The sequence below is a fragment of the Nocardioides sp. QY071 genome, assembly GCF_029961765.1.
Lineage (GTDB): Bacteria > Actinomycetota > Actinomycetes > Propionibacteriales > Nocardioidaceae > Nocardioides.
Map to the genome: position 1 here is coordinate 2,993,421 of NZ_CP124681.1, position 21,701 is coordinate 3,015,121.

The 21,701-nt window shown below is 72.3% G+C and carries 25 protein-coding genes and 1 riboswitch; of the genes, 8 read left to right on the forward strand and 17 right to left on the reverse strand.

Features of this window, described 5'->3' with window-relative positions:
• Positions 1–30: 30 nt before the first annotated feature.
• The 3 genes from rpmI to QI633_RS14470 form a co-directional block, all read right to left on the reverse strand.
• Positions 31–225, reverse strand: a complete 195-nt coding sequence (gene rpmI, locus QI633_RS14460) for a 50S ribosomal protein L35 (RefSeq protein ID WP_028654205.1) — start codon at positions 223–225, stop codon at positions 31–33.
• 31 nt (positions 226–256) lie between these two features.
• Entirely contained in the window at positions 257–931 is a 675-nt protein-coding gene (gene infC, locus QI633_RS14465) for a translation initiation factor IF-3 (protein ID WP_222117996.1), read from the reverse strand.
• Positions 932–1,209: 278 nt separating this feature from the next.
• A complete protein-coding gene (locus QI633_RS14470) occupies positions 1,210–1,737 on the reverse strand; it encodes an SseB family protein (RefSeq protein ID WP_141798552.1) in 528 nt (175 codons plus the stop codon).
• A gap of 34 nt (positions 1,738–1,771) precedes the next feature.
• Between QI633_RS14470 and QI633_RS14475 the strand changes: the two genes are divergently transcribed.
• From QI633_RS14475 to QI633_RS14485, 3 genes are read left to right on the forward strand one after another with little or no spacing between them, the layout of a single operon-like run.
• On the forward strand, positions 1,772–3,019 hold the full coding sequence (locus QI633_RS14475) for an amino acid deaminase/aldolase (RefSeq protein WP_141798551.1): 1,248 nt from the start codon (positions 1,772–1,774) through the stop codon (positions 3,017–3,019).
• The gene (locus QI633_RS14480; RefSeq protein ID WP_282426177.1) at positions 2,997–3,539 is read left to right on the forward strand and encodes a 4-amino-4-deoxy-L-arabinose transferase; all 543 of its coding nucleotides are present in this window, start codon (positions 2,997–2,999) and stop codon (positions 3,537–3,539) included. The genes QI633_RS14475 and QI633_RS14480 overlap by 23 nt, the downstream gene beginning before the upstream one ends.
• A gap of 21 nt (positions 3,540–3,560) precedes the next feature.
• A complete protein-coding gene (locus QI633_RS14485) occupies positions 3,561–4,448 on the forward strand; it encodes an aldose 1-epimerase family protein (protein ID WP_282426178.1) in 888 nt (295 codons plus the stop codon).
• Positions 4,449–4,454: 6 nt separating this feature from the next.
• Here the strand turns inward: QI633_RS14485 and QI633_RS14490 are convergent, their stop codons facing one another.
• The 7 genes from QI633_RS14490 to ribD are packed head-to-tail and all read right to left on the reverse strand — an operon-like array spanning position 4,455 to position 9,458.
• Complete coding sequence (locus QI633_RS14490) at positions 4,455–4,907, reverse strand: PH domain-containing protein (protein ID WP_282426179.1); 453 nt, start codon at positions 4,905–4,907, stop codon at positions 4,455–4,457.
• 7 nt (positions 4,908–4,914) lie between these two features.
• A complete protein-coding gene (hisG, locus tag QI633_RS14495) occupies positions 4,915–5,757 on the reverse strand; it encodes an ATP phosphoribosyltransferase (protein WP_141798549.1) in 843 nt (280 codons plus the stop codon).
• Between the two features lie 10 nt (positions 5,758–5,767).
• A complete protein-coding gene (locus QI633_RS14500; RefSeq protein ID WP_141798548.1) occupies positions 5,768–6,031 on the reverse strand; it encodes a phosphoribosyl-ATP diphosphatase in 264 nt (87 codons plus the stop codon).
• Positions 6,032–6,076: 45 nt separating this feature from the next.
• On the reverse strand, positions 6,077–6,565 hold the full coding sequence (gene ribH, locus QI633_RS14505; protein WP_141798547.1) for a 6,7-dimethyl-8-ribityllumazine synthase: 489 nt from the start codon (positions 6,563–6,565) through the stop codon (positions 6,077–6,079).
• A 1-nt stretch (position 6,566) separates the two neighbouring features.
• Positions 6,567–7,805 carry a bifunctional 3,4-dihydroxy-2-butanone-4-phosphate synthase/GTP cyclohydrolase II gene (locus QI633_RS14510; protein ID WP_141798546.1) on the reverse strand — a complete coding sequence of 413 codons (1,239 nt, stop codon included), beginning with the start codon at positions 7,803–7,805 and terminating at the stop codon, positions 6,567–6,569.
• A 1-nt stretch (position 7,806) separates the two neighbouring features.
• A complete protein-coding gene (locus QI633_RS14515) occupies positions 7,807–8,430 on the reverse strand; it encodes a riboflavin synthase (protein WP_141798545.1) in 624 nt (207 codons plus the stop codon).
• On the reverse strand, positions 8,430–9,458 hold the full coding sequence (gene ribD, locus QI633_RS14520) for a bifunctional diaminohydroxyphosphoribosylaminopyrimidine deaminase/5-amino-6-(5-phosphoribosylamino)uracil reductase RibD (protein WP_141801032.1): 1,029 nt from the start codon (positions 9,456–9,458) through the stop codon (positions 8,430–8,432). The genes QI633_RS14515 and ribD overlap by 1 nt, the downstream gene beginning before the upstream one ends.
• A 123-nt stretch (positions 9,459–9,581) precedes the next feature.
• Positions 9,582–9,711: riboswitch (FMN riboswitch) on the reverse strand.
• 81 nt (positions 9,712–9,792) lie between these two features.
• Here ribD and QI633_RS14525 point away from each other — a divergent pair.
• Positions 9,793–10,278 carry a cupin domain-containing protein gene (locus tag QI633_RS14525; RefSeq protein ID WP_282426180.1) on the forward strand — a complete coding sequence of 162 codons (486 nt, stop codon included), beginning with the start codon at positions 9,793–9,795 and terminating at the stop codon, positions 10,276–10,278.
• A gap of 42 nt (positions 10,279–10,320) precedes the next feature.
• Here QI633_RS14525 and QI633_RS14530 read toward each other — a convergent pair whose 3' ends face one another.
• Genes QI633_RS14530 through QI633_RS14550 form a run of 5 tightly spaced genes read right to left on the reverse strand, consistent with a single transcriptional unit; the run spans position 10,321 to position 14,972 of the window.
• Positions 10,321–11,493: a lipid-transfer protein gene (locus QI633_RS14530; protein ID WP_141798543.1), complete on the reverse strand. Its 1,173-nt coding sequence runs from the start codon at positions 11,491–11,493 to the stop codon at positions 10,321–10,323.
• On the reverse strand, positions 11,490–11,879 hold the full coding sequence (locus QI633_RS14535; protein WP_141798542.1) for a MaoC family dehydratase: 390 nt from the start codon (positions 11,877–11,879) through the stop codon (positions 11,490–11,492). The genes QI633_RS14530 and QI633_RS14535 overlap by 4 nt, the downstream gene beginning before the upstream one ends.
• Complete coding sequence (locus QI633_RS14540; RefSeq protein ID WP_174245208.1) at positions 11,876–12,265, reverse strand: OB-fold domain-containing protein; 390 nt, start codon at positions 12,263–12,265, stop codon at positions 11,876–11,878. Before QI633_RS14540 ends, QI633_RS14535 begins: the two co-directional genes overlap by 4 nt.
• Positions 12,262–12,804, reverse strand: coding sequence for a MaoC family dehydratase N-terminal domain-containing protein (locus QI633_RS14545; protein ID WP_282426181.1), 543 nt, complete (start codon positions 12,802–12,804; stop codon positions 12,262–12,264). Before QI633_RS14545 ends, QI633_RS14540 begins: the two co-directional genes overlap by 4 nt.
• Complete coding sequence (locus QI633_RS14550) at positions 12,801–14,972, reverse strand: acyl-CoA dehydrogenase (RefSeq protein ID WP_282426182.1); 2,172 nt, start codon at positions 14,970–14,972, stop codon at positions 12,801–12,803. The genes QI633_RS14545 and QI633_RS14550 overlap by 4 nt, the downstream gene beginning before the upstream one ends.
• Positions 14,973–15,005: 33 nt before the next feature.
• Between QI633_RS14550 and QI633_RS14555 the strand changes: the two genes are divergently transcribed.
• Complete coding sequence (locus QI633_RS14555) at positions 15,006–15,929, forward strand: alpha/beta fold hydrolase (protein WP_282426183.1); 924 nt, start codon at positions 15,006–15,008, stop codon at positions 15,927–15,929.
• Here the strand turns inward: QI633_RS14555 and QI633_RS14560 are convergent.
• A complete protein-coding gene (locus tag QI633_RS14560) occupies positions 15,883–17,310 on the reverse strand; it encodes a wax ester/triacylglycerol synthase family O-acyltransferase (protein WP_282426184.1) in 1,428 nt (475 codons plus the stop codon). The genes QI633_RS14555 and QI633_RS14560 overlap by 47 nt on opposite strands.
• Positions 17,311–17,375: 65 nt before the next feature.
• On the opposite strand from QI633_RS14560, the gene QI633_RS14565 reads away from it, so the two are divergent.
• Both QI633_RS14565 and QI633_RS14570 read left to right on the forward strand, forming a co-directional pair.
• Positions 17,376–18,659 carry an alpha/beta hydrolase gene (locus QI633_RS14565; protein ID WP_282426185.1) on the forward strand — a complete coding sequence of 428 codons (1,284 nt, stop codon included), beginning with the start codon at positions 17,376–17,378 and terminating at the stop codon, positions 18,657–18,659.
• A gap of 33 nt (positions 18,660–18,692) precedes the next feature.
• Entirely contained in the window at positions 18,693–18,941 is a 249-nt protein-coding gene (locus QI633_RS14570; protein ID WP_282426186.1) for a hypothetical protein, read from the forward strand.
• Here the strand turns inward: QI633_RS14570 and QI633_RS14575 are convergent.
• Positions 18,938–20,932, reverse strand: coding sequence for an acyl-CoA dehydrogenase family protein (locus QI633_RS14575; protein ID WP_282426187.1), 1,995 nt, complete (start codon positions 20,930–20,932; stop codon positions 18,938–18,940). The two genes, QI633_RS14570 and QI633_RS14575, sit on opposite strands and share 4 nt — an antisense overlap.
• A 91-nt stretch (positions 20,933–21,023) precedes the next feature.
• On the opposite strand from QI633_RS14575, the gene QI633_RS14580 reads away from it, so the two are divergent.
• Positions 21,024–21,698, forward strand: a complete 675-nt coding sequence (locus QI633_RS14580; RefSeq protein ID WP_260805946.1) for a class I SAM-dependent methyltransferase — start codon at positions 21,024–21,026, stop codon at positions 21,696–21,698.
• The last annotated feature ends 3 nt before the right edge of the window (positions 21,699–21,701 follow it).

A 21,701-nucleotide genomic window follows, 5' to 3' on the forward strand; every position in this document is an offset into this window, starting at 1 on the left:
TGTTACTAAAGTTCAGGGGCGGACGGCCGGTCAGAGACCGAGCATCTTCTTCGCGCGCGGGACGTCGTTCTTGGCGACCTCGACCGTGCCGGTGAGGCGACGGGTGACCTTGGAGGCCTTCTTCTCGAGGTTGTGGCGCTTGCCGGCCTTCTCGCGAAGGATCTTGCCGCTGCCGGTCACCTTGAACCGCTTGCTGGCGCCGGAGTGCGTCTTGTTCTTGGGCATCTGATGTGTCCGCTCTGTCTCTTCGTTCGTCTTACAGGTCGATGTCGGGGTCGAGCGCCTCGTTGGCGCGCTTGGCCTTCTTGGTGCTCGACGGCTGCACGGCGGTCCGCTCGGCGTGCTCGGCGGCCTGCTCGGCGGCGCGCTCCGCGGCGGCCTCCTGCTTCGCGGCCTTCACCTCGAGCTTGGCCTCGGCCTTCTTCTTGTGCGGGCCGATGACCATCGTCATGTTGCGGCCGTCCTGCTTGGGGTTGGACTCCACGAAGCCCAGCTCCTGGACGTCCTCGGCCAGCTTCTGCAGCAGTCGGTAGCCCAGCTCGGGGCGGTGCTGCTCGCGGCCGCGGAACATGATCGTGATCTTGACCTTGTCGCCGGCCTTGAGGAAGCGAACGACGTGACCCTTCTTGGTCTCGTAGTCGTGCGCGTCGATCTTGGGCCGGAGCTTCATCTCCTTGATGATGACGTTGGTCTGGTTCCGTCGCGCCTCACGGGCCTTCTGGGCGTTCTCGTACTTGAACTTCCCGTAGTCCATGAGCTTGCAGACGGGGGGCTTCCCCATCGGGGCGATCTCCACCAGGTCCAGGTCGGCCTCCTGCGCGAGCTTGAGGGCCTGGTCGGTGGGGACGATGCCGACGGTCTCGCCGTTGGGTCCCACGAGACGGACCTCGGGAACCCGGATCCGCTCGTTGATGCGCAGCTCGGTGCTGATGTGTCCTCCAAACTAGGTGTGTCGGGAGGTCTTCAGCCCTGCAAATGAGAAGAGGCTCCCGCTGGTACAAGCGGAAGCCAGTCACGGGCCCCGTGACTCCGGTGTCGTCGTACGACGGCCCCGGCGGGGCTTTCCACGGACCGGACCCGACGACCTGGCGGCCGCTGCGGGTGGGAGACGATGGTGCTGGTCCCCGCTTGTGGATCTGTCGACGCCTGCGGGTACAGGCATGACGGATCGGTCAACGCCCGATGCTAACCCGTTTGTTCCGCAGGGTGCTAATCCGCGGCACCCAGCCAGGCCCAGTCGCCGTCCTCGAGCCGGACGGGGGTCCAGCCGGACGCGATCCGGTGCAGGTCGTCGTCGGCGAGGACGAAGGTGTGCGGGCCGGCCACGTCGACCACCAGCGCCTGCGCGCCCTCCTGCACGGCGGTGGCGGCGGCGAGGTGCGCGGCGACCGGGACCGGACGCGCCTGCGGGTCCCACGCGGCCAGCGCGGCGAGGTCGGTGAACGCGAGCAGCGCGAGCCGGCCGTCGGCGCCGGTGAGCAGCACGGCCGCCATGTCGCTCGACTTGTCGCGCGCGAGCCCGTCCTCGCCGACCTCGGCCTCGCCGAGGAGCGCGACGACCGGGACCAGCAGCCTGGCCGGGGCCAGGGCGGCGAGCGCCTCCGGGTACGGCGTCGTCCCGGCCTCGTGGCCGGCCAGCGCCCGAGCCAGGGTGGCATCGGCACCGCCGTCGTCGTCGACGTACTCCGAGCCCTGCAGGCGGCGGGCGTCGGGACGCTCGTTCGGCGATGCGGTCACGGAGGAATCATCCCACCCGTGGAACGATGACCAGATGCAGCACCACCCCCCTGCGTCGTCGATCGCGCGCACCAGGCTCGCCGCGCGCCTGCGCGAGGCAGTCGCTGCCTGGCGCGAGCCCCTGTCCACGCCGGTGTTCGTCGTCGACCTCGACGCTTTCGACGCCAACGCGGCCGACCTGGCCCGCCGGGCCGGCGGTACGCCGATCCGGGTCGCGTCGAAGTCGATCCGGGTGCCGGCGCTGGTGAGCCGGGCGCTGGCGGCCGACGGGTTCGCCGGAGTGCTGGCCTACACGCTCGCCGAGGCGCTGTGGCTGGCCGAGGAGGACGTGTGCGACGACATCGTGGTCGCCTACCCGAGCGTCGACCGGGCCGCGCTGGCCGCGCTGGTCGCCTCGCCGCGGGCGGCCTCGCGGATCACGATCATGGTCGACGACGTCGCCCACCTCGACCTCGTCGACAGCCTGCGGGCCTCCACGGCGGTGCCGGTGCGGGTGGCGCTCGACATCGACGCCGGGCTGCGCTGGGGCGGACAGGCGGTCGGCCCCAAGCGCTCCCCCCTGTACGACGTCGGCGCGGTCACCTCGCTCGCCCGGACCGTGATCGACCGCAAGGGCTTCCAGCTGGTCGGGGTGATGACCTACGAGGGCCAGGTGGCCGGCGTACCGGACGCGGTGCCGCACCAGCGGGCGAAGTCGGCGATCGTGCGCAAGCTCAAGCAGCTCTCGGTCGCGCAGCTGCAGGTGCGTCGTACCGCGATGATCGAGGCGCTCGACGCCCTCAAGGGGTACGGCGACTTCGCGGGCATCGAGTTCTGGAACGCCGGTGGCTCGGGGTCGATCGAGTCGTCGGCCGCGGACCCGGTCGTGACCGAGGTGACGGCCGGTTCAGGCCTGCTGGCGCCCACGCTGTTCGACCACTACGAGTCCTTCTCCCCCATCCCGGCGGCCTTCTTCGGGCTGCCCGTCACCCGGCGGCCCTCGGCCGACGTCGCGACGGTGCACGGCGGCGGCCTGATCGCCTCCGGCCCCACCGGCTCCGACCGGGCGCCGACGCCGTGGGCACCCCCGGGCCTGAGCCTGACCGGGCTCGAGGGCGCCGGCGAGGTGCAGACGCCCTTGGTCGGCACCAACGCCGGGCGGCTCGCGATCGGCGACCTGGTGTGGTTCCGGCACGCCAAGTCGGGCGAGCCGTTCGAGCACGGCCGCACCGCGCTGCTCCTGCAGGGCGAGCGGTTCGTCGAGGAGGTCCCGACCTACCGTGGCCACGGCCTCGCCTTCTGACATCCTCGCCGCGACCCTGTCGCGGCCGCCGACGCTCGGGGCGGGACGGCTGATCTGCATCGACGGGCTGGCCGGTTCGGGCAAGACCACGCTGGCCCGCGCGCTGGCGGCCCTGGCACCGGAGGCGGTCGTGCTCGGCACCGACGAGATGCTCGAGGGCTGGCGCGGGCTGCCGGGGCTGGGCGCCTCGGTCGAGGCGCTGCTGCTCCCCCTCGCCGCCGGGCAGCCCGGGCAGTGGCGGCGCTGGGACTGGTACGCCGACGGCTGGGACGGGACGTTCGTCGTCGACCCCGGGCCGCTGCTCGTGCTCGAGGGCGTCGGCAGCGCGGCGGCGTCGTACGCGTCACTGGTGACGTTGACGGTGTGGGTCGAGGCGGACCTCGACGTGCGCCTGGCGAGGTGGCTGGAGCGCGACGGCGAGCAGATGCGGCCGCACTGGGACGCGTGGCTGGCCGACGAGGAGGCACTGCACGCCCAGGAGGGGACGCGGGCGCGGGCGGACCTGGTCGTGCGCACCTAGCGCGTTGCCTAGGCTCACCCCGTGACCGCACCCACCGGCGAGCAGTACGTCCTGTCCTCCCACGGCTACCGCGCCGTCGTCACGCAGGGCAGTGGCGCGCTGCGGTCGCTGACGTACGGCGGCCGCGAGCTGGTCGACGGGTTCGCGGAGGACGCGATGCCGTCGGGTGGGCGGGGGCAGCTGCTGGTGCCGTGGCCGAACCGGATCCGGGACGGGCGCTACACCTTCGAGGGGAGCACCCAACAGCTCGCGCTGACCGAGCCGAAGCGGGGCAATGCGTCGCACGGGCTGGTGCGGTGGGCGGCGTGGACGTTGGCGTCCGCGGCGCCGGACCGGGTGGAGCTGTCGTACTTCCTGCCCGCGCAGACGGGCTATCCGTGGGCGCTGGCGCTGACGACGGCGTACGCGCTGGGGGCGGACGGGCTGACGGTCACGCAGGCGGCGACAAACCTGGCGACGTCGGCGGCGCCGTACGCATCGGGGGCACATCCCTACCTGCTGGCCGGGCCGGGACCGTGCGACGGATGGACGATCGACCTCGGCGCGGCGACGGTGCTGGAGGTGGACCCGGAGCGGCTGCTGCCGACCGGGACGGCGCCGGCCGAGGGGCTGGTGACCTCTCCGCTGGGCGGCACGGTGCTCAACCACGCGTTGACCGACCTGGCTCGCGACGCGGACGGCCGGGCGACGGTGACCCTGCGGTCCGGCGACGCGGGGGTGGCGCTGTGGGTCGACGAGCACCACCGGTGGCTGCAGGTCTACACCGGCGACGACACCCCGACACCGCGGGTCAGCGTCGCCGTCGAGCCGATGACCGCTCCCCCGGACGCCTTCAACTCCGGCGAGGACCTGGTGGTGCTGGCGCCCGGCGAGACCTTCGCGGCCTCCTGGGGCATTCGCGCCCTCTGAGCCGGCTCAGCCCTGGTGGGCGGCGACGACCGCGCGCAGCTCGCGGATCGCCCTGGCGGCGCGGGCACCGTCGGAGGCGTGGATGCCGAGCAGGGAGACCCGCTCGTCGTCGCCGAGGTCGAGGTGCGGCCACGGGGCACCCTGAGGGAACCGGACCGTGCCGACCTCGCTCCAGGCGAAGCGACGGGTGCGGTAGCCGTTGACGACGGTGAGCCCGTCCTCGCGGGCGACCACCCGGGAGCGGGCCAGGGCGTTGAGCAGCGCCAGGCCGAGCAGGATGAAGAAGGCGACGGTCCCCTTCTCCAGGTTGTTGACCGCGGCCTTGGTCTGGTCGTCGAAGTTCACCCAGAGCCAGGCGAAGGCGCCCACGAGGATCACCGCGAAGACCGCGGCGGCCATCCGTGGTCCGAAGGGCCGCCAGGTCCGCGGCAGCGTGGGCAGGTCGGGCGAAGAGGTCACGGGCGGGTCAGAGCCGGCAGGCGTGGATGTCGGTGGTGAGGATCGCGCGGGCGCCGAGGGCGAACAGCTCGTCCATCACCCGTTGGGCGGTGGCCCGCTGCACCATGGAGCGGACCGCGACCCAGCCCTCGCGGTGGAGCGGGCTGACGGTGGGGCTCTCGATGCCGGGAGTCAGCGCGATGGCCTGCTCGACCTTCTCCGCACGGATGTCGTAGTCCATCATCACGTACGCGCGAGCGACCAGGACGCCCTGCAGGCGCCGGGTGAAGACCTCGAGCGCGCTCGGGTCGGCGTCGGGGCGGGTGATCATCACCCCCTCGGACTCGAGGATGACGTCGCCGAACACCTCCAGGCCCGCGTTGCGCAGGGTGGAGCCGGTCTCCACGACGTCGGCGATCACGTCGGCCACGCCGAGCTGGATGCTGGTCTCGACCGCGCCGTCGAGACGGACGACCGAGGCCTCGATGCCGCGCTCGGCGAGGTAGCGCTTGACCACGCCGTCGTAGGAGGTCGCGATCCGCTTGCCCGCCAGGTCCTCGACCTTCTCGGCGGTGCCGGGGCGGGCGGCGAAGCGGAACTTCGAGCGGCCGAAGCCCAGCTGGAGCGCCTCGGTCGCGGTCGCGTGGGAGTCGAGGAGCAGGTCGCGGCCGGTGATGCCGGCGTCGAGGGTGCCCTCGCCGACGTACAGCGCGATGTCGCGCGGACGCAGGTAGAAGAACTCGACCTCGTTGTCGGGGTCGATCTTGGTGAGCTGCTTGGAGTCCGAGCGCTGGGCGTAGCCCGCCTCGCGGAGCATGCCGGAGGCAGCCTCGGACAGGGCCCCCTTGTTGGGGACGGCGATCTTGAGCATCGGAGTTACCTCAGAGGTGTGCGTAGACGTCGTCGAGCGAGAGTCCGCTCGCGATCATGAGGACCTGGGCGTGGTACAGCAGCTGGCTGATCTCCAGGGCCGTGGCGTCCTTGCCCTCGTGCTCGGCGGCCATCCAGGACTCAGCGGCCTCCTCGATCAGCTTCTTGCCGATCGCATGGACGCCGGCGTCGAGCTGCCGGACGGTGCCGGACCCCTCGGGCCGCGTCTGTGCCTTCTCGCTGAGCTCTGCGAACAGCTCGTCGAACGTCTTCACGGGAGGTCAGCCTACGGCGTGGCCGCGGCCGGACCAGCGCCGGTCTCAGCCCGTGTAGCCGCGGCTGCGGATCTTCTTCAGCGTGGCCGCGGTCTGCAGCGCGGCCGAGGCCGCCTCGTAGCCCTTGTCCTCGTGCGAGCCCTCGAGGCCGGCGCGGTCCAGCGCCTGCGCCTCGTCGTCGCAGGTGAGCACCCCGAAGCCGATCGGAATGTGGTGGTCGAGGGAGACCCGCGTGAGGCCGTCGGTGGCGGCGCTGCAGACGTACTCGAAGTGCGGGGTGCCGCCCCGGATGACCACGCCGAGCGCGATCACGGCGTCGTACGACGGAGCGAGGGCGTCGGCGGTGACGGGCAGCTCGAAGGTGCCGGGGACCCGCACCACGACCGGCGCCTCGACCTTGTGGTCGGCGAAGGCCCGCTGCGCGCCGGCGATCAGCCCGTCCATGACCTCGGTGTGCCAGCTCGCCGCGACGACCGCGACCCGCAGGTCGTGGCAGTCGGTGGGGGCGATGTCGGGGGCGCCGTGTCCGGCCATGTCAGTTGACTCCTTCGAGGTCGAGGTCGGGCAGGTCGTGGCCCATCCGGTCGCGCTTGGTCAGCAGGTAGGCGAGGTTGTGGCCGTTGGGGTGCGGCGTGAGCGGGACCCGCTCGCTGACGGTCACGCCGTAGTCCTCGAGCGAGGCCACCTTGTCGGGGTTGTTGGTCAGCAGCCGCACGTCGGAGACGCCGAGGTCCTTGAGGATCTGCGTGGCCGCGCCGTAGTGCCGGGCGTCGGCGGGCAGGCCGAGGTCGAGGTTGGCGTCGACGGTGTCGCGGCCGCCGTCCTGCAGCTGGTAGGCCTGCAGCTTGGCGACCAGGCCGATCCCCCGGCCCTCGTGGCCGCGCAGGTAGATCACGACGCCGCGGCCCTCCTCGACGATGCGGTCCATCGCCTCGTTGAGCTGGGGGCCGCAGTCGCAGCGGCTGGAGCCGAAGACGTCGCCGGTCAGGCACTCCGAGTGCACCCGGGTGAGCACCGGTCCGCCGTCCGCGAGGGTGGCCGGATCGCCGTACACGAGGGCGACATGCTCGCTGCCGTCGACGGTGATCGTGTAGCCGATCGCGGTGAAGTCGCCGTGACTGGTGGGCAGGCTGGTCTCCGCCTCGCGCACGACGTGGGTCTCGACGCGGCGCCGGTAGCGGACCAGGTCCTCGATCGAGATCATCGCCAAGCCGTGCTCGTCGGCGAACGCGCGCAGCTCGGGGGCTCGCTTCATGGTGCCGTCGTCGTTGACCACCTCGACGAGCACGCCGGTCGGGGTCAGGCCGGCGAGGCGGCACAGGTCGACGGCGGCCTCGGTGTGGCCGCGTCGGACCAGGACGCCGCCCTCGCGGTAGCGCAGCGGGAAAACGTGGCCCGGACGGGTCAGCTCCCACGGCTCGGTGGCCGAGTCGGCGAGGACCCGCACGGTGTGGGCGCGGTCGGCGGCGGAGATGCCGGTGCTGACGCCGTCGCGGGCGTCCACCGAGATGGTGTACGCCGTGCGGTAGGCGTCCTTGTTGTGCGGGGTCATCAGCGGGATCTCGAGCCGATCGAGCATGGCGCCGGGCATCGGGGCGCAGATGACGCCGCTGGAGTAGCGGATCGTGAACGCCATCAGCTCCGGCGTCGCCTTGCTGGCGGCGAAGATGATGTCGCCCTCGTTCTCGCGGTCCTCGTCGTCGACGACGACGACGGCCCTGCCCGCCGCGATGTCGGCGATCGCGCGCTCGACCGGGTCCAGTCGCACCGACATGTCAGTTCTCCTTGCTGCTGGCGCCGGGGGCGCTGGTGTAGGCACGGACGAGCTTCTCGACGTGCTTGGCGATGACGTCGACCTCGAGGTTGACCCGGTCGCCGACGGCCCGGAAGCCGAGCGTCGTGCGGGCCAGGGTCTCGGGGATCAGGCTCACGGTGAAGGTGTGCTCGCCGGCCTCGACGACCGTCAGCGAGGTGCCGTCGACGGTGATCGAGCCCTTGTCGACGAGGTAGCGGCCAAGTTCGTCGGGCATCGCGATCTCGACGAGCTCCCAGTGCTCGCTAGGGGTGCGGGCGACGACCTCGCCGACAGCGTCGACATGGCCCTGCACGACGTGGCCACCGAGGCGCTTCTCCGCGGTGACGGCGCGCTCGAGGTTGACCCGGTCGCCGACGTGGAGCCGGCCGGTGGTGGTCTTGGCGAGCGTCTCGGCCATCACGTCGGCGGTCCAGGTCGTGTCGGTGCGCTCGGCCACGGTCAGGCAGCAGCCGTTGACGGCGATGGAGTCACCGAGGCCGGCGTCGGACAACGTCACGTCGGAGGCGATGGTGAGCCGGATGGCGTCCCCCTGGTCCTCGACGGCGGTGACGGTGCCGAGCTCCTCGACGATGCCGGTGAACATCAGGCGGTTCCTTCCTCGGTGCGGCCCGTGCCGGGCCTCATGATCAGGCGCACGTTGGCCTCGGCGCCCTCGCCGACGACAGTGGTGTCGACGAGCCGCAGGTGCAACGCGTCGGCGATGGTGGCGATTCCGAGGTCGCCGACGGCGGAGCGGCCGGCGCCGAGCAGCATCGGGGCGACGTAGGTGACGACCTCGTCGACCAGGCCCGCCTGCAGGAAGGCGGCGGCCAGCGTGGGCCCGCCCTCGAGGAAGACGTGGTGGCGGTCGTGCTCGGCGTACAGGCTGCGCAGCGCCTGCTCGGGGTCGCGGGTGCGCAGGTGCACGGTGGGCGCCGCATCGTCGAGGACGCGGCGGTCCTCGCCGAGGTCGCGCTCCCCCATCACCACGCGCAGCGGCTGCTCGCCGACCGGCTGGTCGTCGTCGCCGCGGACGGTGAGCTGCGGGTCGTCGACCTCGACGGTGTTGGTGCCGACGAGCATGGTGTCGCACAGGCCGCGCAGCAGGTGCGTGTCGCGGCGCGCGGCCGGCGAGGACACCCAGCGCGAGGTGCCGTCGGCGGCGGCGCTGCGCCCGTCGAGAGTGGTCGCGAACTTCCAGGTCACGAAGGGCCGGCCGTTGCGGTGCGCGAACGTCCAGGCCCGGTTGACCTCGGCCGCCTCGTCGGCGAGCAGGCCGGCGTCGACCTCGATGCCCGCCTCGAGCAGCGTCTCCATGCCGCCCGCGGCCTGCGGGTTGGGGTCGCGCTGCGCGATGACCACGCGGGCGACGCCGGCGGCGATCAGCGCCTGCGAGCAGGGGCCGGTGCGACCGGTGTGGTTGCACGGCTCCAGCGTCACGATCGCCGTGGCGCCGCGCGCTCGGTCGCCGGCCACCTTCAGCGCCTCGACCTCGGCGTGCGGCGTACCGGCGCCGTGGTGGTAGCCCTCGCCGACGATGTCGCCGTCAGGGCCGAGCAGCACGCAGCCCACTCGCGGGTTGGGATGCAGAGGCACCCCGGGGGTCGCTGCCAGCGCGAGCGCACGACGCATCGCGTCGTACTCACGGGTGAACGTCTCCGCCACCGGCCACCGCCTCTCGTCGTCCTGGACGCGGACTCCGGGGCTTGCCTGGCGTACGACGGGCGCCCGCTGCGGGGCGTCCGTCGGACACTCGTGCGTGCACTTCCCATCCGGACTTTGACCGTCGGTCCAGGAGTTCCACCTGGTCAACCGATCACTGGCTGCGATCGGGTCGCGGACTGTCACCGCCGGTTCGGATTTTCACCGACCCCAGAGCACGCGAGCTCTTGGGACCCATGGTGGCACACGGCGACACGCCGCGGGTTGTGGGTCCGGTCACTGGAACCTCGGTAGCGTCGCAGGCATGTCGTATCCCCCACCCCTCTACGACGGCGAGGTCTCGGCCTGGGTGCGTCCCGGCACCGACGGCCCCGACCTCGTCTACCCCAACGGCAACCGGGTCCACTACCTGGCGCGTGGCGAGGCGACCGGCGGCCTGTTCGGCCTCTACCGCTGGGAGTTCTCCGAGGCGGTCAGCGGTCCGAGCCCGCACTTCCACCGCACCATGTCCGAGTCCTTCTACGTCCTCGAGGGCGAGGTGCGGATCCACACCGGCACCTCGTGGACGACGGCGCGGCCGGGCGACTTCCTGCACGTGCCGCCCGGCGGCGTCCACGGGTTCCGCAACGAGTCCGGTGCCCCGGCGTCGATGCTGCTGCACTTCGCCCCGGGCGCGCCGCGCGAGCCCTACTTCGAGGGGCTCGATCGGCTCGCCCGGGGCGAGGAGTGGACGCCCGAGGAGTACGACGCGTTCATGCGCGAGCACGACAACGTGTGGGTCGAGGAGTAGGCGTCTCGAGACGGTCACTGCACGACCTCCTCGACGTCCGGGCTACGCCGAGAGGATCAGCCCGCTCGTGGGCACACCGGTGCCGGCGGTCACCAGCACGTGGTGGGCGTCTGCGACCGGGTTGACCGAGGTGCCGCGGATCTGGCGCACTCCCTCGGCGATGCCGTTCATGCCGTGGATGTAGGCCTCGCCGAGCTGGCCGCCGTGGGTGTTGATGGGCAGCCGGCCGCCGATCTCGATGGCGCCGTCCTTGACGAAGTCCTTGGCCTCGCCGCGGCCGCAGAAGCCGAGCTCCTCGAGCTGCATGAGGACGTACGGCGTGAAGTGGTCGTAGAGCACGGCCATCGGCATGTCGGCGGGGGTGAGGCCGGACTGCTTCCACAGCTCGCGGCCCACCACGCCGATCTCGGGGATGCCGATGTCGTCGCGGTAGTAGGACGTCATCACGAACTGGTCGCGGCCCGAGCCCTGCGCCGCGGCGGCGACGTACGCCGGTGGCTGGGCCAGGTCCTTGGCCCGCTCGGCCGACACGACCACGAGGGCGACGGCGCCGTCGGACTCCTGGCAGCAGTCGAGCAGGTGCAGCGGGTCGGCGATCATCCGGGAGGCCTGGTGGTCCTCGAGGGTGATCGGCTTGCCGAAGAAGAACGCGGCCGGGTTGGTGGCGGCGTGCCGGCGGTCGGCGACCGCGACGCGGCCGAAGTCGGCCGAGGTGGCGCCGTACTCGTGCATGTAGCGGCGGGCCTGCATCGCGACCGTGGCGGCCGGGGTGGACAGGCCGAGCGGGTAGGTCCAGGCGTTGTCGAGGCCGTTGGTGTTGACCTGCTGGGCCGCCCACGCCGACACCTGGCCGAACCGGTCACCCGAGCGCTCGTTGAAGCCGCGGTAGGCGACGACGACGTCGGCGACGCCGGTGGCGACGGCCATCGCGGCCTGCTGGACGGTGGCGCAGGCAGCACCGCCGCCGTAGTTGATCCGGCTGAAGAAGCGCAGCTCGGGGATGCCGAGCTCGCGGGCCACGGCGATCTCGGACGAGGTGTCCATCGTGAAGGTGACCAGGCCGTCGACGTCGGCGGGCGTGAGGCCGCAGTCGGCGAGCGCGTGGCGCACGGCCTCGACGGAGAGCTGGAGCTCGGAGCGGCCCGACTCCTTGGAGAACTCGGTCGCGCCGATGCCGGCGATCGCGGCCCTGCCCGACAGGGTGCGCTCGGTCATGCCGCCACCGTGACCGTTCCGACGACGTGGTCGCCGAGCGACACCGCGCCGACCACCTTGATGGTGGCGACGCCGTCGGCGACGTCGGTCACCTCACCGGTGAACGTGAACGTGTCATAGGGGTACGCCGGCGCGCCGAGGCGGATCGCGATGCCCCGGATCTGCACGTCGGGTCCGACCCAGTCGGTGACGTAGCGCTCGCACAGCGCGGTCGAGGTGAGGATGTTGACGAAGATGTCCTTCGATCCGGCCGCCTGGGCGATGTCGCGGTCGTGGTGGACGTCTTGGAAGTCGCGGGTCGCGATCGCGGTCGAGACCACGAGGGTCGGCGTGATCGGAAGGGTCCACTCGGGGAGCCGGTCCCCCACGAACAGCTTGGCGCTCATCGGTCCACCTTCGTCCAGATCGGGAGGGTCAGGTCGTCGTCGACCACGTTCCAGCCGACGGTGGCGCGGTCGCCGATCTCGACCGGGCCGGTCATCTCGGCCACCATCCGCACGCCCTCGTCGAGGTCGAGCAGCGCGATGACCAGCGGGAGCTCCTTGCCGGGCACCTGCGGAGCGTGGTGGACCAGGTAGGAGAACACCGTGCCCTCGCCTGCGGACACGACATAGCCGCGGTCGAACGCGCCGCAGTCGGGGCAGGCCGGGCCGGGCGGGTGGCGCAGGACGCCGCACTGGTTGCACTTCTGGATGCGCAGCTCGCGCTTCGCCGTACCCTCGAAGAAGTAGGCGTTGTCCCGGTTGACGACCGGGCGCACCGGGCCGCTCACGCGTCGGCTTTCGCACGCGGGACGAACTTGAGGACCCGGAAGAGCATGGTCGCGACCCGCTCGCTGGGCCCGTCGGGGTGGTCGACGTACCAGGTGTTGCGGGAGGTCACGAAGTAGCCGACGCCCATCCCGGTGGCCTTCGGGCCGACGACCGAGTCGAGCGCGGTGGTGACCCGCAGCTGCTCCCCCACTCGCAGGTAGCGGTCGTAGGACTGCTCGCAGTTGGTGCCGAGGACGGCGGTGAAGCCCGCGTCGGTGAGCACCCGCATCATCGAGTGGAGGGGGTCCTGCTCGGGCGGCTTGCCGCCGAGGCCGTACATGGTCCAGACCTGGGCCATCGACGGCGGCGCCTCGCCCGCCGCGAACCGCGGGTTGTCGAGGCCCATCGCCTCCAGCCAGTTGTTGATCGTCGGCTGGTTCACCTCGTCGCGGGCGACCCGCTCGGCGGCCTCGCCCCAGGCCTTGATCCGGTCGGCCTCGGCCATGATCTTCTCGTGGACCGCGGGGTCCACCAGCGCCTGCTGCTCGTGGGTGCTCATCGCGGCACCCGCGGCAGGCCGAGGCCGAACATCGAGATCAGCTCGCGCTGGACCTCCTGCACCCCGCCACCGAAGGTGAGCACGAGGTTCCGCTTGGCCTGCGCATCGAGGTAGTCGAGCAGGTCCTTCGTCACCGTCTCCCCCGCGTCACCGTGGCGGTGCACGAGCGAGATGAGGTCGGCGAGCAGGTGCTGCACCTGGTCGGAGGCGAAGACCTTCGACGACGACGCGTCCGCCACCTCGATCTCGCCGGCGGCCGCGGCACGCGCGACCTCCCAGTTGAGCAGCTCGTTGATCCGGAACACCGCGGTGGTCCTGCCGAGCACGTCGCGGACGTCGGGACGGTCGAGGACGCCGGCCGCCCCGGCCCAGCGCAGGACCCGATCGCGCAGGCCCTCGATCCGTCCGGCGGGGCCGAGCATGACCCGCTCGTGGTTGAGCTGGGTCGTGATCAGCTTCCAGCCCTGGTTCTCCTCGCCGACGAGCATGTCGACGGGGACCCGGACGTCGTTGAAGTACGTCGCGTTGACGTGGTGCGAGCCGTCGGCCGTGATGATCGGGGTCCAGCTGTAGCCGGGATCCTTGGTGTCCACGATCAGGATCGAGATGCCCTTGTGCTTCGGGGCGTCCGGGTCGGTGCGGACCGCGAGCCACAGGTAGTCGGCCTGGTGGCCGCCGGTGGTCCACATCTTCTGTCCGTTGACCAGGTAGTAGGGGTCGCCGTCGCCCTCGATCAGCTTGGCCGTGGTGCGCAGCGAGGCGAGGTCCGTGCCGGCGTCGGGCTCGCTGTAGCCGATCGCGAAGTGCACGTCGCCCTTGAGGATGCGCTCGAGGAAGAGGTCCTTCTGCTTCTGCGTGCCGTAGCGGATCAGGGTCGGGCCGACGGTCTGCAGGGTGACCGACGGGAGGTGCACGTCGGCGTACTGCGCCTCGTTGGCGAAGATCGTCTGCTCGATCTCGCCGAGCCCGTGGCCGCCGTACTCCTCCGGCCAGCCGACGCCCATCCAGCCGTCGGTGCCGAGGCGGCGGATCATCCGCTCGTAGGTCGGCCCGTGGCGGTTCCAGGCGCCCTCGACCGGGTCCGGGTCGTGGATGCCGTCGAACTCGGCCGCGACACCGCCGAAGTACTCGCGCAGTCGCGCCTTGAGCGCGCGCTGGTCGTCGGTCAGCTCGAGGTTCTTGGCGTCGGCGTCCTCGACCGGGACGTCGGCCGCGGTGGTGTCGAGCGCGTGCGCGAGGTCGGTGCCCCACATGGTCAGCGCGACGAGCGGGTAGGTGATGTCGACGCCCATGCCGCCGTGGAGGTGGTGACAGGTGCGCAGGGCGTACGGCGCCACCTGGCTCGCCCAGTAGCCGGCCACGGCGAGGTCGTCCTCGGCCGGGAGGTCCTCGGCGACGCGCCACACGGCGTTGTCGGCAGCGAGGTCGAGGGTGCGCGAGGTGATGTAGACGTCGGCCATCTGGAGCGAGACGGCCTGGAACTCGGCGAGCGCGCGACCGAACTGCCGGCGGCCCTTGACGTAGTCGGCGGTCAGGTCGCGGGCACCGGCGAGCACGCCCGCGGCGGTGGCGGCCAGGCCGGCTCGAGCCAGGTCGCGCAGCCGGGCGGCGGCACCGTCGGCGAGCGGCTCGGCCGGGGCGCCGTCGAGGACGACGGTGTGCTGCGGGATGGCACTGGACGCGCTGGCGGGCAGCAGGGTCACGCCCGGACCGGCCGGGTCGACGAGCACGACGACCTCGTCGTCCCCGTCGGCGGCCGTCACGAGGAGGCGGGCGGCCTGCTCGGCGAAGGTGACGGCGAGCTTGCGGCCGCTGACCGTGCCGTCGGCGTACGTCGCGGCGCCGCGCAGCGCGGGCGTGAGGACCAGCTCGCCGGCGGCGATGCCGGGCAGCAGCTCCTTGCGCTGGGCGTCGGTGCCGTGGCCGGCGAGGGTGAGGGCGCCGCAGCACAGCGTCTCCCACGCCGGCACCTGGACGGCGACGCGGCCGGTCTCGCGGAGCAGGACGGCGACCTCGGTGAGGCCGAGTCCTTCGCCACCGTGCTCCTCGGGAACCGGCAGCGAGGTCAGTCCGGCTCCGGCCCAGGCCGCCCAGTCCCGGGCGTCGGCCTCGCGCTCGAGCACCTCGCCGACGACGGCACGTACTGCGTTGATCGCCTCTGCATCCACGGAGAAACTGTAACGTGTTCTAGTCTGGCCCGCATGGGTGCCGTCTCACTGATCGACGTCGCGCGCCGCCGCGTGGAGCTGCCGGCGACCCGGATCCCGTCGGGACGGATGGTGGAGCTGCCGGGACGGGGCGGGTCGACGTACGTCACCGACACGCCGGGACCGCACCCGGACTCGCCGGCGATCGTACTGCTGCACGCGCTCGGCACGACCGGACTGCTCACCTGGTTCCCCGCGATCGAGCCGCTGTCGCGGCGTTTCCGCGTGATCACGCTCGACCAGCGCTGGCACGGGCGCGGCATCCAGGGCGCGGAGTTCTCGCTCACCGACTGCGCCGACGACGTGGCCGCGCTGGTCGACGTCCTCGGGCTGGACGAGGTGATCGTCGGCGGCTACTCGATGGGCTCGATCGTCGCCCAGCGGGTCTGGCGCCAGCATCCGGCGATCGTGGCCGGCCTGGTCCTCGGCGCGACCACCGACCGGTTCCAGCTCACCGCGGCCGAGCGCGGGTTCTTCCTGGGCATGGGCTCCACCATGGTCGCGCTGCGCGGCGTCTCGCGGTCCCGTACGGCGGTGCGCGCGGCCCGTGCGGCGGCGCGGGGCGTCGACCTCGAGGTCTCCGACCTGCACGAGTGGGCGCTGCGCGAGTTCCGCTCGACCAGCCCGTGGGCCGTCGGGCAGGCGCTCGCCGCGCTCGGCCAGCACCACTCGCGACCGTGGCTCTCGCGGATCGACGTACCGACCGCCGTGGTCGCGATGATGCGCGACCGGGTCATCCCGACCCCGCGCCAGCTCGCGCTGGCACGCGCGATCCCCGGCGCGACCGTGCACGAGGTCGACGACGGGCACGCCGGGTGCGTGCTCGGCGCCGGGAAGTTCGTGCCGCGCTTCGTCGAGGCGGCCGCGACCGTCAACGCGCGGCGTCGGGACTTCCCGCGCCATCGACCGCTGCGCTGAGCCGGGCCAGCTCCCCCGGGAAGTGGCGCACGAGCGCGTCGGTGTCGGGCATCGACTCGCGGCAGGCGATCGCGCCGACATGCATCTGGCCGGCGTTCGACATCACGGTGACGTTCAGGCCAGCACCGTGGAAGACCGGGCCGAGGGGACACAGGGCGTCGATCCGCGCACCCATGAAGTAGAGCGGGACCGGCGGTCCGGGCACGTTGGAGATGACCAGGTTGTGCACGACCGGGTGCTTCTCCGCCAGGCGCAGGTTGGCGTAGGCGCGCACCGCGAGACCGAAGGTCCGCGGCGCGGCGAACTCCGCCCAGTCCTGCAGTGCGTCGGCGCTGATCGCGTTGTGGTGCTCCTTGGCGTGCTGGTTGCGCTCGGCGAGCATCCGCAGCCGCTCCAGCGGGTCGTCGATGTCGGTGCCGAGCTTGGTGAACAGCGCGGAGACCTTGTTGGCGCCGGTCGAGCGCCGTGAGCTGTCGCGCACGCTGACGGGGACGGTCGCCAGCAACGAGGACTCGGGCAGCTCGTCGCGCTCGGCGAGGTAGGCGCGCAGCGCGCCGCCGGAGACGGCGAGGACGACGTCGTTGACGGTGGTGCCGGTGACCTTCTTGATGCGGCGGATCTCCTCGAGGTCGAGGTCGGCCATCGCGATCGAGCGGTGCGAGGTGATGGTGCCGTTGAAGGAGGTGCGCGGGGCGGAGAAGGGCGCGGCCATGGCGGTCCCCTGCCGGGCGCGACCGATGCTCCTGGTGACCAGCTGGGCCGAGGGCTTGAGCACCTTGACCAGGGTGACCGGGCGGGTCGCCGTACCGATGACGGCACGGCCGAGCAGCTCGCCCCGACCGGGGTCGCGCGGGTGCGGGGCGTTCTCGGGCACCAGGGGCGGTGAGTCGGGCTCGAGCGAGCACAGGTGCGAGATCAGGTTGGAGCCGGAGACGCCGTCGACCGTCGCGTGGTGCATCTTGGCGAACACGACGACCTTCTCGGACTCCTCGCCCTCGGGCCGGTAGCCCTCGATCACCCACATCTCCCACAGTGGGCGGGAGCGGTCGAGCGGCAGCGAGGCGAGGTGGGCGCACAGGTCCATCAGCTCGGCGTACCCACCGGGCGTCGGCAGCGCGAGCCGGTGCACGTGGCGCTCGATGTCGAAGCCCTTGTCGCGCACCCAGACCGGGTGGTCGAGGCCGAGCGGGACGCCGCGCACCTTGCGGGTGAAGCCGGGCACGTCGCGCACGCGGACCTCGATCTCGCGCTGCATCGCGGCGAAGGTGTAGCGCGCGGTCATCGTCGCCGGGTCGAGCACCATCACCGCGCACACGTGCATCAGCTGGGCGGGCGTCTCCAGGTAGAGGAAGCTCGCATCCAGTCCCGACAGCCGATCCATCGCTGACCCCCATGAAAACTAGAACGGGTACCAGTTTCTCACAACGAGCCGGATACTCTCGCGTCATGGGTTTCGTACGGCGCCAGCTCGTCACGGCGGCGCTGACCGCCAACGCCATCCGCCCCGTCCCCGGCTTCCGTGCCGGCATCCCCGCCTTCTTCGCCGGCTGGCTCACCGGCGAGCTCGCGCCCCACGTCCTCGGGCTGACCGTCGCCGACGCCGCCGCCCACGCGACCGGGTCGCGGCGCGACTGGCGCGGCCTGGCCCTGGCCGGGCTCTCCGCAGCCGGACTGGCGTACCTGGTCAAGCAGAGCCGGCAGGCGGTCGACGACGCCGAGGACGCGCTGGTCGAGGGCCTCGGCGTGGAGTACGTCGAGCAGCTCGACGCCCGGCCGACGCCGGCGGACCTCGCGACGCCGTGGCGACGGCTGGCCAACCCGTTCGCCTTCGGGCGGGCGGCCCGCCGAGCGGGGGTCGAGGTGCACCGCGACATCCCGTTCACGCCGTACGGACGACGGGGGCTGCTCGACGTCTACACCTCCGAGGTGACTCCGGCCGCCGGGGCGCCGGTGCTGCTGCAGGTGCACGGCGGCGGCTGGGCGATCGGCAACAAGGACCAGCAGGGACTGCCGCTGATGCAGCACATGGCCGCGAAGGGCTGGGTCTGCGTCGCGATCAACTACCGGCTCGCGCCGCGCGACCGGTGGCCGGCGCAGGTCGTCGACGTGAAGGCCGCGATCGCGTGGATCAAGGAGAACATCGCGGAGTTCGGCGGCGACCCGTCGTACATCGCGATCACCGGCGGCTCGGCCGGCGGGCACCTCACCGCCCTCACGGCCGTCACCCCCAACGCGCCGGAGTTCCAGCCCGGTTTCGAGTCTGCCGACACGACCGTCCAGGCCGCGGTCCCCTACTACGGCGTCTACGACCTCGCCGGCGCGAGCGGGCTGCGCACCGCCGAGCTGATGCGCGACAAGTTCCTCGCCCCGATCGTCTTCAAGCGCTCGCCGCGCACGGAGCGCGAGGTGTTCGAGGAGGCGAGCCCGCTGCTGCGGGTCACCGCCGACGCCCCGGACTTCTTCGTCATCCACGGCTCCCGCGACACCCTGGTCGACGTCGGGCAGGCGCGGGCGTTCGTCGAGGCGCTGCGCTCGACCTCCAAGCGGACGGTGACGTACGCCGAGCTGCCGGGCGCCCAGCACGCGTTCGACATCTTCCCGTCGATCCGCTCCCAGCACCTGGTCCGCGCCACCGACCGGTTCCTGCACTGGCACTGGAACGGATGGCGGCGGGAGCGGCTGTCCACAAGCTCCCCCGCACCGTTGGATCCGCCCGCCGACGCGACGTAGGGTCACCACACGACCACGACCCGGAGGACCACCATGGCCATGTCGAACGCCAACCTGGAACGGCGCATCGAGCGCAACACCAACGACATCGAGGCGATCTACGACATCCTGACCGACCACGGTGAGCAGCTGGGTGCGATTCAGGCAAAGCTCGTCGAGCACGATGCCCGGTTCGAGGCGATCGACGCCCGGTTCGAGGCGATCGACGCCCGGTTCGACGGAGTCGACGCGACCCTTGCCGAGATCCTGCGCCGGCTGCCCGAGCCGCCGGCCGAAGGCTAGGAGCGCGGCAGCCCGAGGATGCGCTCGCCCGCGACGTTGCGCAGGATCTGCGTCGTACCGCCGGCGATCGACAGGCAACGGGTGTTGAGCTGCTCCCAGACGTCGGCCGCGAGCGGGTCGCGAGACTCCTTGCCGATCGGGCCGAGCAGGGCGAGGTCGTCGCCCTGGAGCCGGACCACGAGCTCGGCGGAGTCCTGACGGCTGCGGACGCCGAGCAGCTTGGCCACGCTCGACTCGGCGCCGGGGCCGTGGCCGCCGAGGGCGCGCAGGGTGGTGCGCACGCCGAGGAGCGCGCAGACGGTGGCGAGGGCGACCTGACGGCCGACCTCGACGCGCTCGACGGGACCGAGGTCGCGGGTCGCGGCGAGCTCGACGGCGCGCTCGACGCTCTTGGTGAGCCGGGCGCCGGCCATGGCGACCCGCTCGTTGGCGAGGGTGGTGCGGGCCAGGCGCCAGCCGTCGCCGGGCTCGGCGACGACGCAGTCGTCGGGCACGAAGACATCGTCGAGGAAGACCTCGTTGAACAGCGCCTCGCCGGTGATCTCGCGCAGCGGCCGGACCTCGATGCCGGGCGTGCGCATGTCGACGAGGAAGTAGGTGATGCCCTTGTGCTGCGGGACGTCGGCGTCGGTGCGGGCCAGGCAGATGCCCCAGTCGGCACGCTCGGCGACCGAGGTCCACACCTTCTGCCCGGTCAGCGACCAGCCGCCGTCGACCTTCACGGCGCGGGTGCGCAGCGAGGCGAGGTCCGAGCCGGAGCCGGGCTCGGAGAACAGCTGGCACCAGGTCAGCTCGCCGAGCAGCGAGGGCCGCACGAAACGCTCGCGCTGCGCATCGGTGCCGTGGGCGAGGATCGTCGGGACGGCCCAGCCAGCGATCACCAGGTCCGGACGTACGACGCCCGCGCGGCCCAGCTCCTGGTCGATGACGATCTGCGTGGTGGCGTCGGCACCGAGGCCGTAGGGGGTGGGCCAGTGCGGCGTCAGGTAGCCCGCGTCGACCAGGGCCGCCCGCTGCTCGGCCGCCGGCAGCCCGGCGATCCGCTCGGCGACGGCGCGCGCCTCCGGCCGGATCGGCTCGTCGCGGCCCTCGAGGTCGACGTCGACACGACGCCGGACACCGGACACGGCGGCGGCGGTCACCCGCTCCGCCGCGGGGTCGGCGGAGCCGACGAGGGCTCGCAGGGTGAGCGCGCGGCGCAGGTAGAGGTGGGCGTCGTGCTCGTAGGTGAAGCCGATGCCGCCGAGGACCTGGATGCAGGCCTTGGCGACCTCGACGGCGCCGTCGAAGCAGGTCACGTGGGCGACGTCGGTCGCGAAGGCCCACTGCTCCTCGTCGGCGCCACCGGCCGCCGCGGCCGCGTCCCAGGCTGCCGCGGTGACGGCCTCGGCGGTCTCGAGCATCTGGGCGCACAGGTGCTTGATCGCCTGGAAGGCGCCGATCCGCTGGCCGAACTGCTCACGCACCTTGGCGTAGTCGACCGCCGTCTCCAGGCACCAGCGCGTCACACCGGCGGCCTCGGCCGCGGCCAGGGTGACCGCGGTACGCCGCGCGGCCGGCTCGGCGAGCCCGGGACCAGTGCCGCGGGCGTGCCGTGCCGAGAGGTCGATGCCGGGCGCGGGGACGCCGCGGCCCGCCGTACCGCCGTCCCACACGACGCCGTCGTCGTCGAGCTGCACGCCGTGCCGCCCGGGCGTGCCGGTCAGCAGGCCGCCGACGGCCGCGCCGAGCAGTCCGCCCGGCAGCAGCTCGTGGGCGCAGGCCTCGAGGGCCACCGCCTGGTCGAGCACGGTGCCGCCACCCCCGCCGTCCGCCTCGGGTACGGCGATCGCGTGGACCCCCATCTCCTCGATCGCGGCCCAGATCGCGGCGAAGTCGGCATCCACCTCGCCCTCGGCGGCGCGGACCGCCGCCAGCGGGGACAGGCTCGCGGCCCACTTGCGCAGGCTGTCGGCGAGCTCGACCTGCTCGTCGGTGATGCCGATCGACATGGTGCTCCTTGGTCTCGAGGCTCGCTGCGCTCGCACCTCAACCTGCGGAGCGCCAAACTAGAACGCGTTCTAACTCTACTAGAGTGCACGGGTGACCGACACCATGCCGTCCGACCTGCTGGACCATGCCCGCGCCGCGAAGGGCTTCATGCCCGAGGACGAGGGCGCGCTGCTGCACCGGGTCGCACTGGAGCGCCTCCCCCACGGTCCCGCGCTCGAGGTCGGCACCTACTGCGGCAAGTCCGGGATCTACCTCGGCGCCGCCGCCCGCCAGGTCACCGACCAGACGGGCGAGACGGCGGTCGTGTTCACCGTCGACCACCACCGCGGCTCCGAGGAGAACCAGGCCGGCTGGGAGCACCACGACGCCAGCGTGGTCGACCCCGAGTTCGGCCTGATGGACACGCTGGGCCAGTTCCGCAAGAACATCGCGCGCGCCGGCCTCGAGGACCACGTGATCGCCGTCGTCGGCCAGTCCGCCACCGTCGCCGCCCACTGGCGCACGCCGCTCTCGCTGGTGTTCATCGACGGCGGGCACGGCGAGGAGCCGGCCCGCGCCGACTTCACCGGCTGGGCGCACTGGGTCGACGCGGGCGGCTATCTCGCCATCCACGACGTCTTCCCGGACCCCGCGGACGGCGGCCGGCCGCCGTACGAGCAGATCTACCTGCCCGCCCTCGCGAGCGGGCAGTACACGGAGGTCGCCGTCACCGGCTCCCTCCGTGTCCTGCAGCGCACCAAAGGGTCAGCGGGCGACCCGCTGTGATTC

What these genes read in the sequence shown, in the direction of transcription:
- QI633_RS14570 (WP_282426186.1), top strand. Translation starts at nt 18,693, where the DNA reads ATGGCCATGTCGAACGCCAACCTGGAACGGCGCATCGAGCGCAACACC.
- QI633_RS14515 (WP_141798545.1), bottom strand. Translation starts at nt 8,430, where the DNA reads ATGTTCACCGGCATCGTCGAGGAGCTCGGCACCGTCACCGCCGTCGAG.
- QI633_RS14510 (WP_141798546.1), bottom strand. Translation starts at nt 7,805, where the DNA reads ATGTCGGTGCGACTGGACCCGGTCGAGCGCGCGATCGCCGACATCGCG.
- QI633_RS14475 (WP_141798551.1), top strand. Translation starts at nt 1,772, where the DNA reads ATGCAGCACCACCCCCCTGCGTCGTCGATCGCGCGCACCAGGCTCGCC.
- ribH (WP_141798547.1), bottom strand. Translation starts at nt 6,565, where the DNA reads ATGGCCGGACACGGCGCCCCCGACATCGCCCCCACCGACTGCCACGAC.
- QI633_RS14525 (WP_282426180.1), top strand. Translation starts at nt 9,793, where the DNA reads ATGTCGTATCCCCCACCCCTCTACGACGGCGAGGTCTCGGCCTGGGTG.
- ribD (WP_141801032.1), bottom strand. Translation starts at nt 9,458, where the DNA reads ATGCGTCGTGCGCTCGCGCTGGCAGCGACCCCCGGGGTGCCTCTGCAT.
- QI633_RS14560 (WP_282426184.1), bottom strand. Translation starts at nt 17,310, where the DNA reads ATGGATCGGCTGTCGGGACTGGATGCGAGCTTCCTCTACCTGGAGACG.
- QI633_RS14555 (WP_282426183.1), top strand. Translation starts at nt 15,006, where the DNA reads ATGGGTGCCGTCTCACTGATCGACGTCGCGCGCCGCCGCGTGGAGCTG.
- QI633_RS14545 (WP_282426181.1), bottom strand. Translation starts at nt 12,804, where the DNA reads ATGAGCACCCACGAGCAGCAGGCGCTGGTGGACCCCGCGGTCCACGAG.
- rpmI (WP_028654205.1), bottom strand. Translation starts at nt 225, where the DNA reads ATGCCCAAGAACAAGACGCACTCCGGCGCCAGCAAGCGGTTCAAGGTG.
- hisG (WP_141798549.1), bottom strand. Translation starts at nt 5,757, where the DNA reads ATGCTCAAGATCGCCGTCCCCAACAAGGGGGCCCTGTCCGAGGCTGCC.
- QI633_RS14575 (WP_282426187.1), bottom strand. Translation starts at nt 20,932, where the DNA reads ATGTCGATCGGCATCACCGACGAGCAGGTCGAGCTCGCCGACAGCCTG.
- QI633_RS14535 (WP_141798542.1), bottom strand. Translation starts at nt 11,879, where the DNA reads ATGAGCGCCAAGCTGTTCGTGGGGGACCGGCTCCCCGAGTGGACCCTT.
- QI633_RS14565 (WP_282426185.1), top strand. Translation starts at nt 17,376, where the DNA reads ATGGGTTTCGTACGGCGCCAGCTCGTCACGGCGGCGCTGACCGCCAAC.
- QI633_RS14530 (WP_141798543.1), bottom strand. Translation starts at nt 11,493, where the DNA reads ATGACCGAGCGCACCCTGTCGGGCAGGGCCGCGATCGCCGGCATCGGC.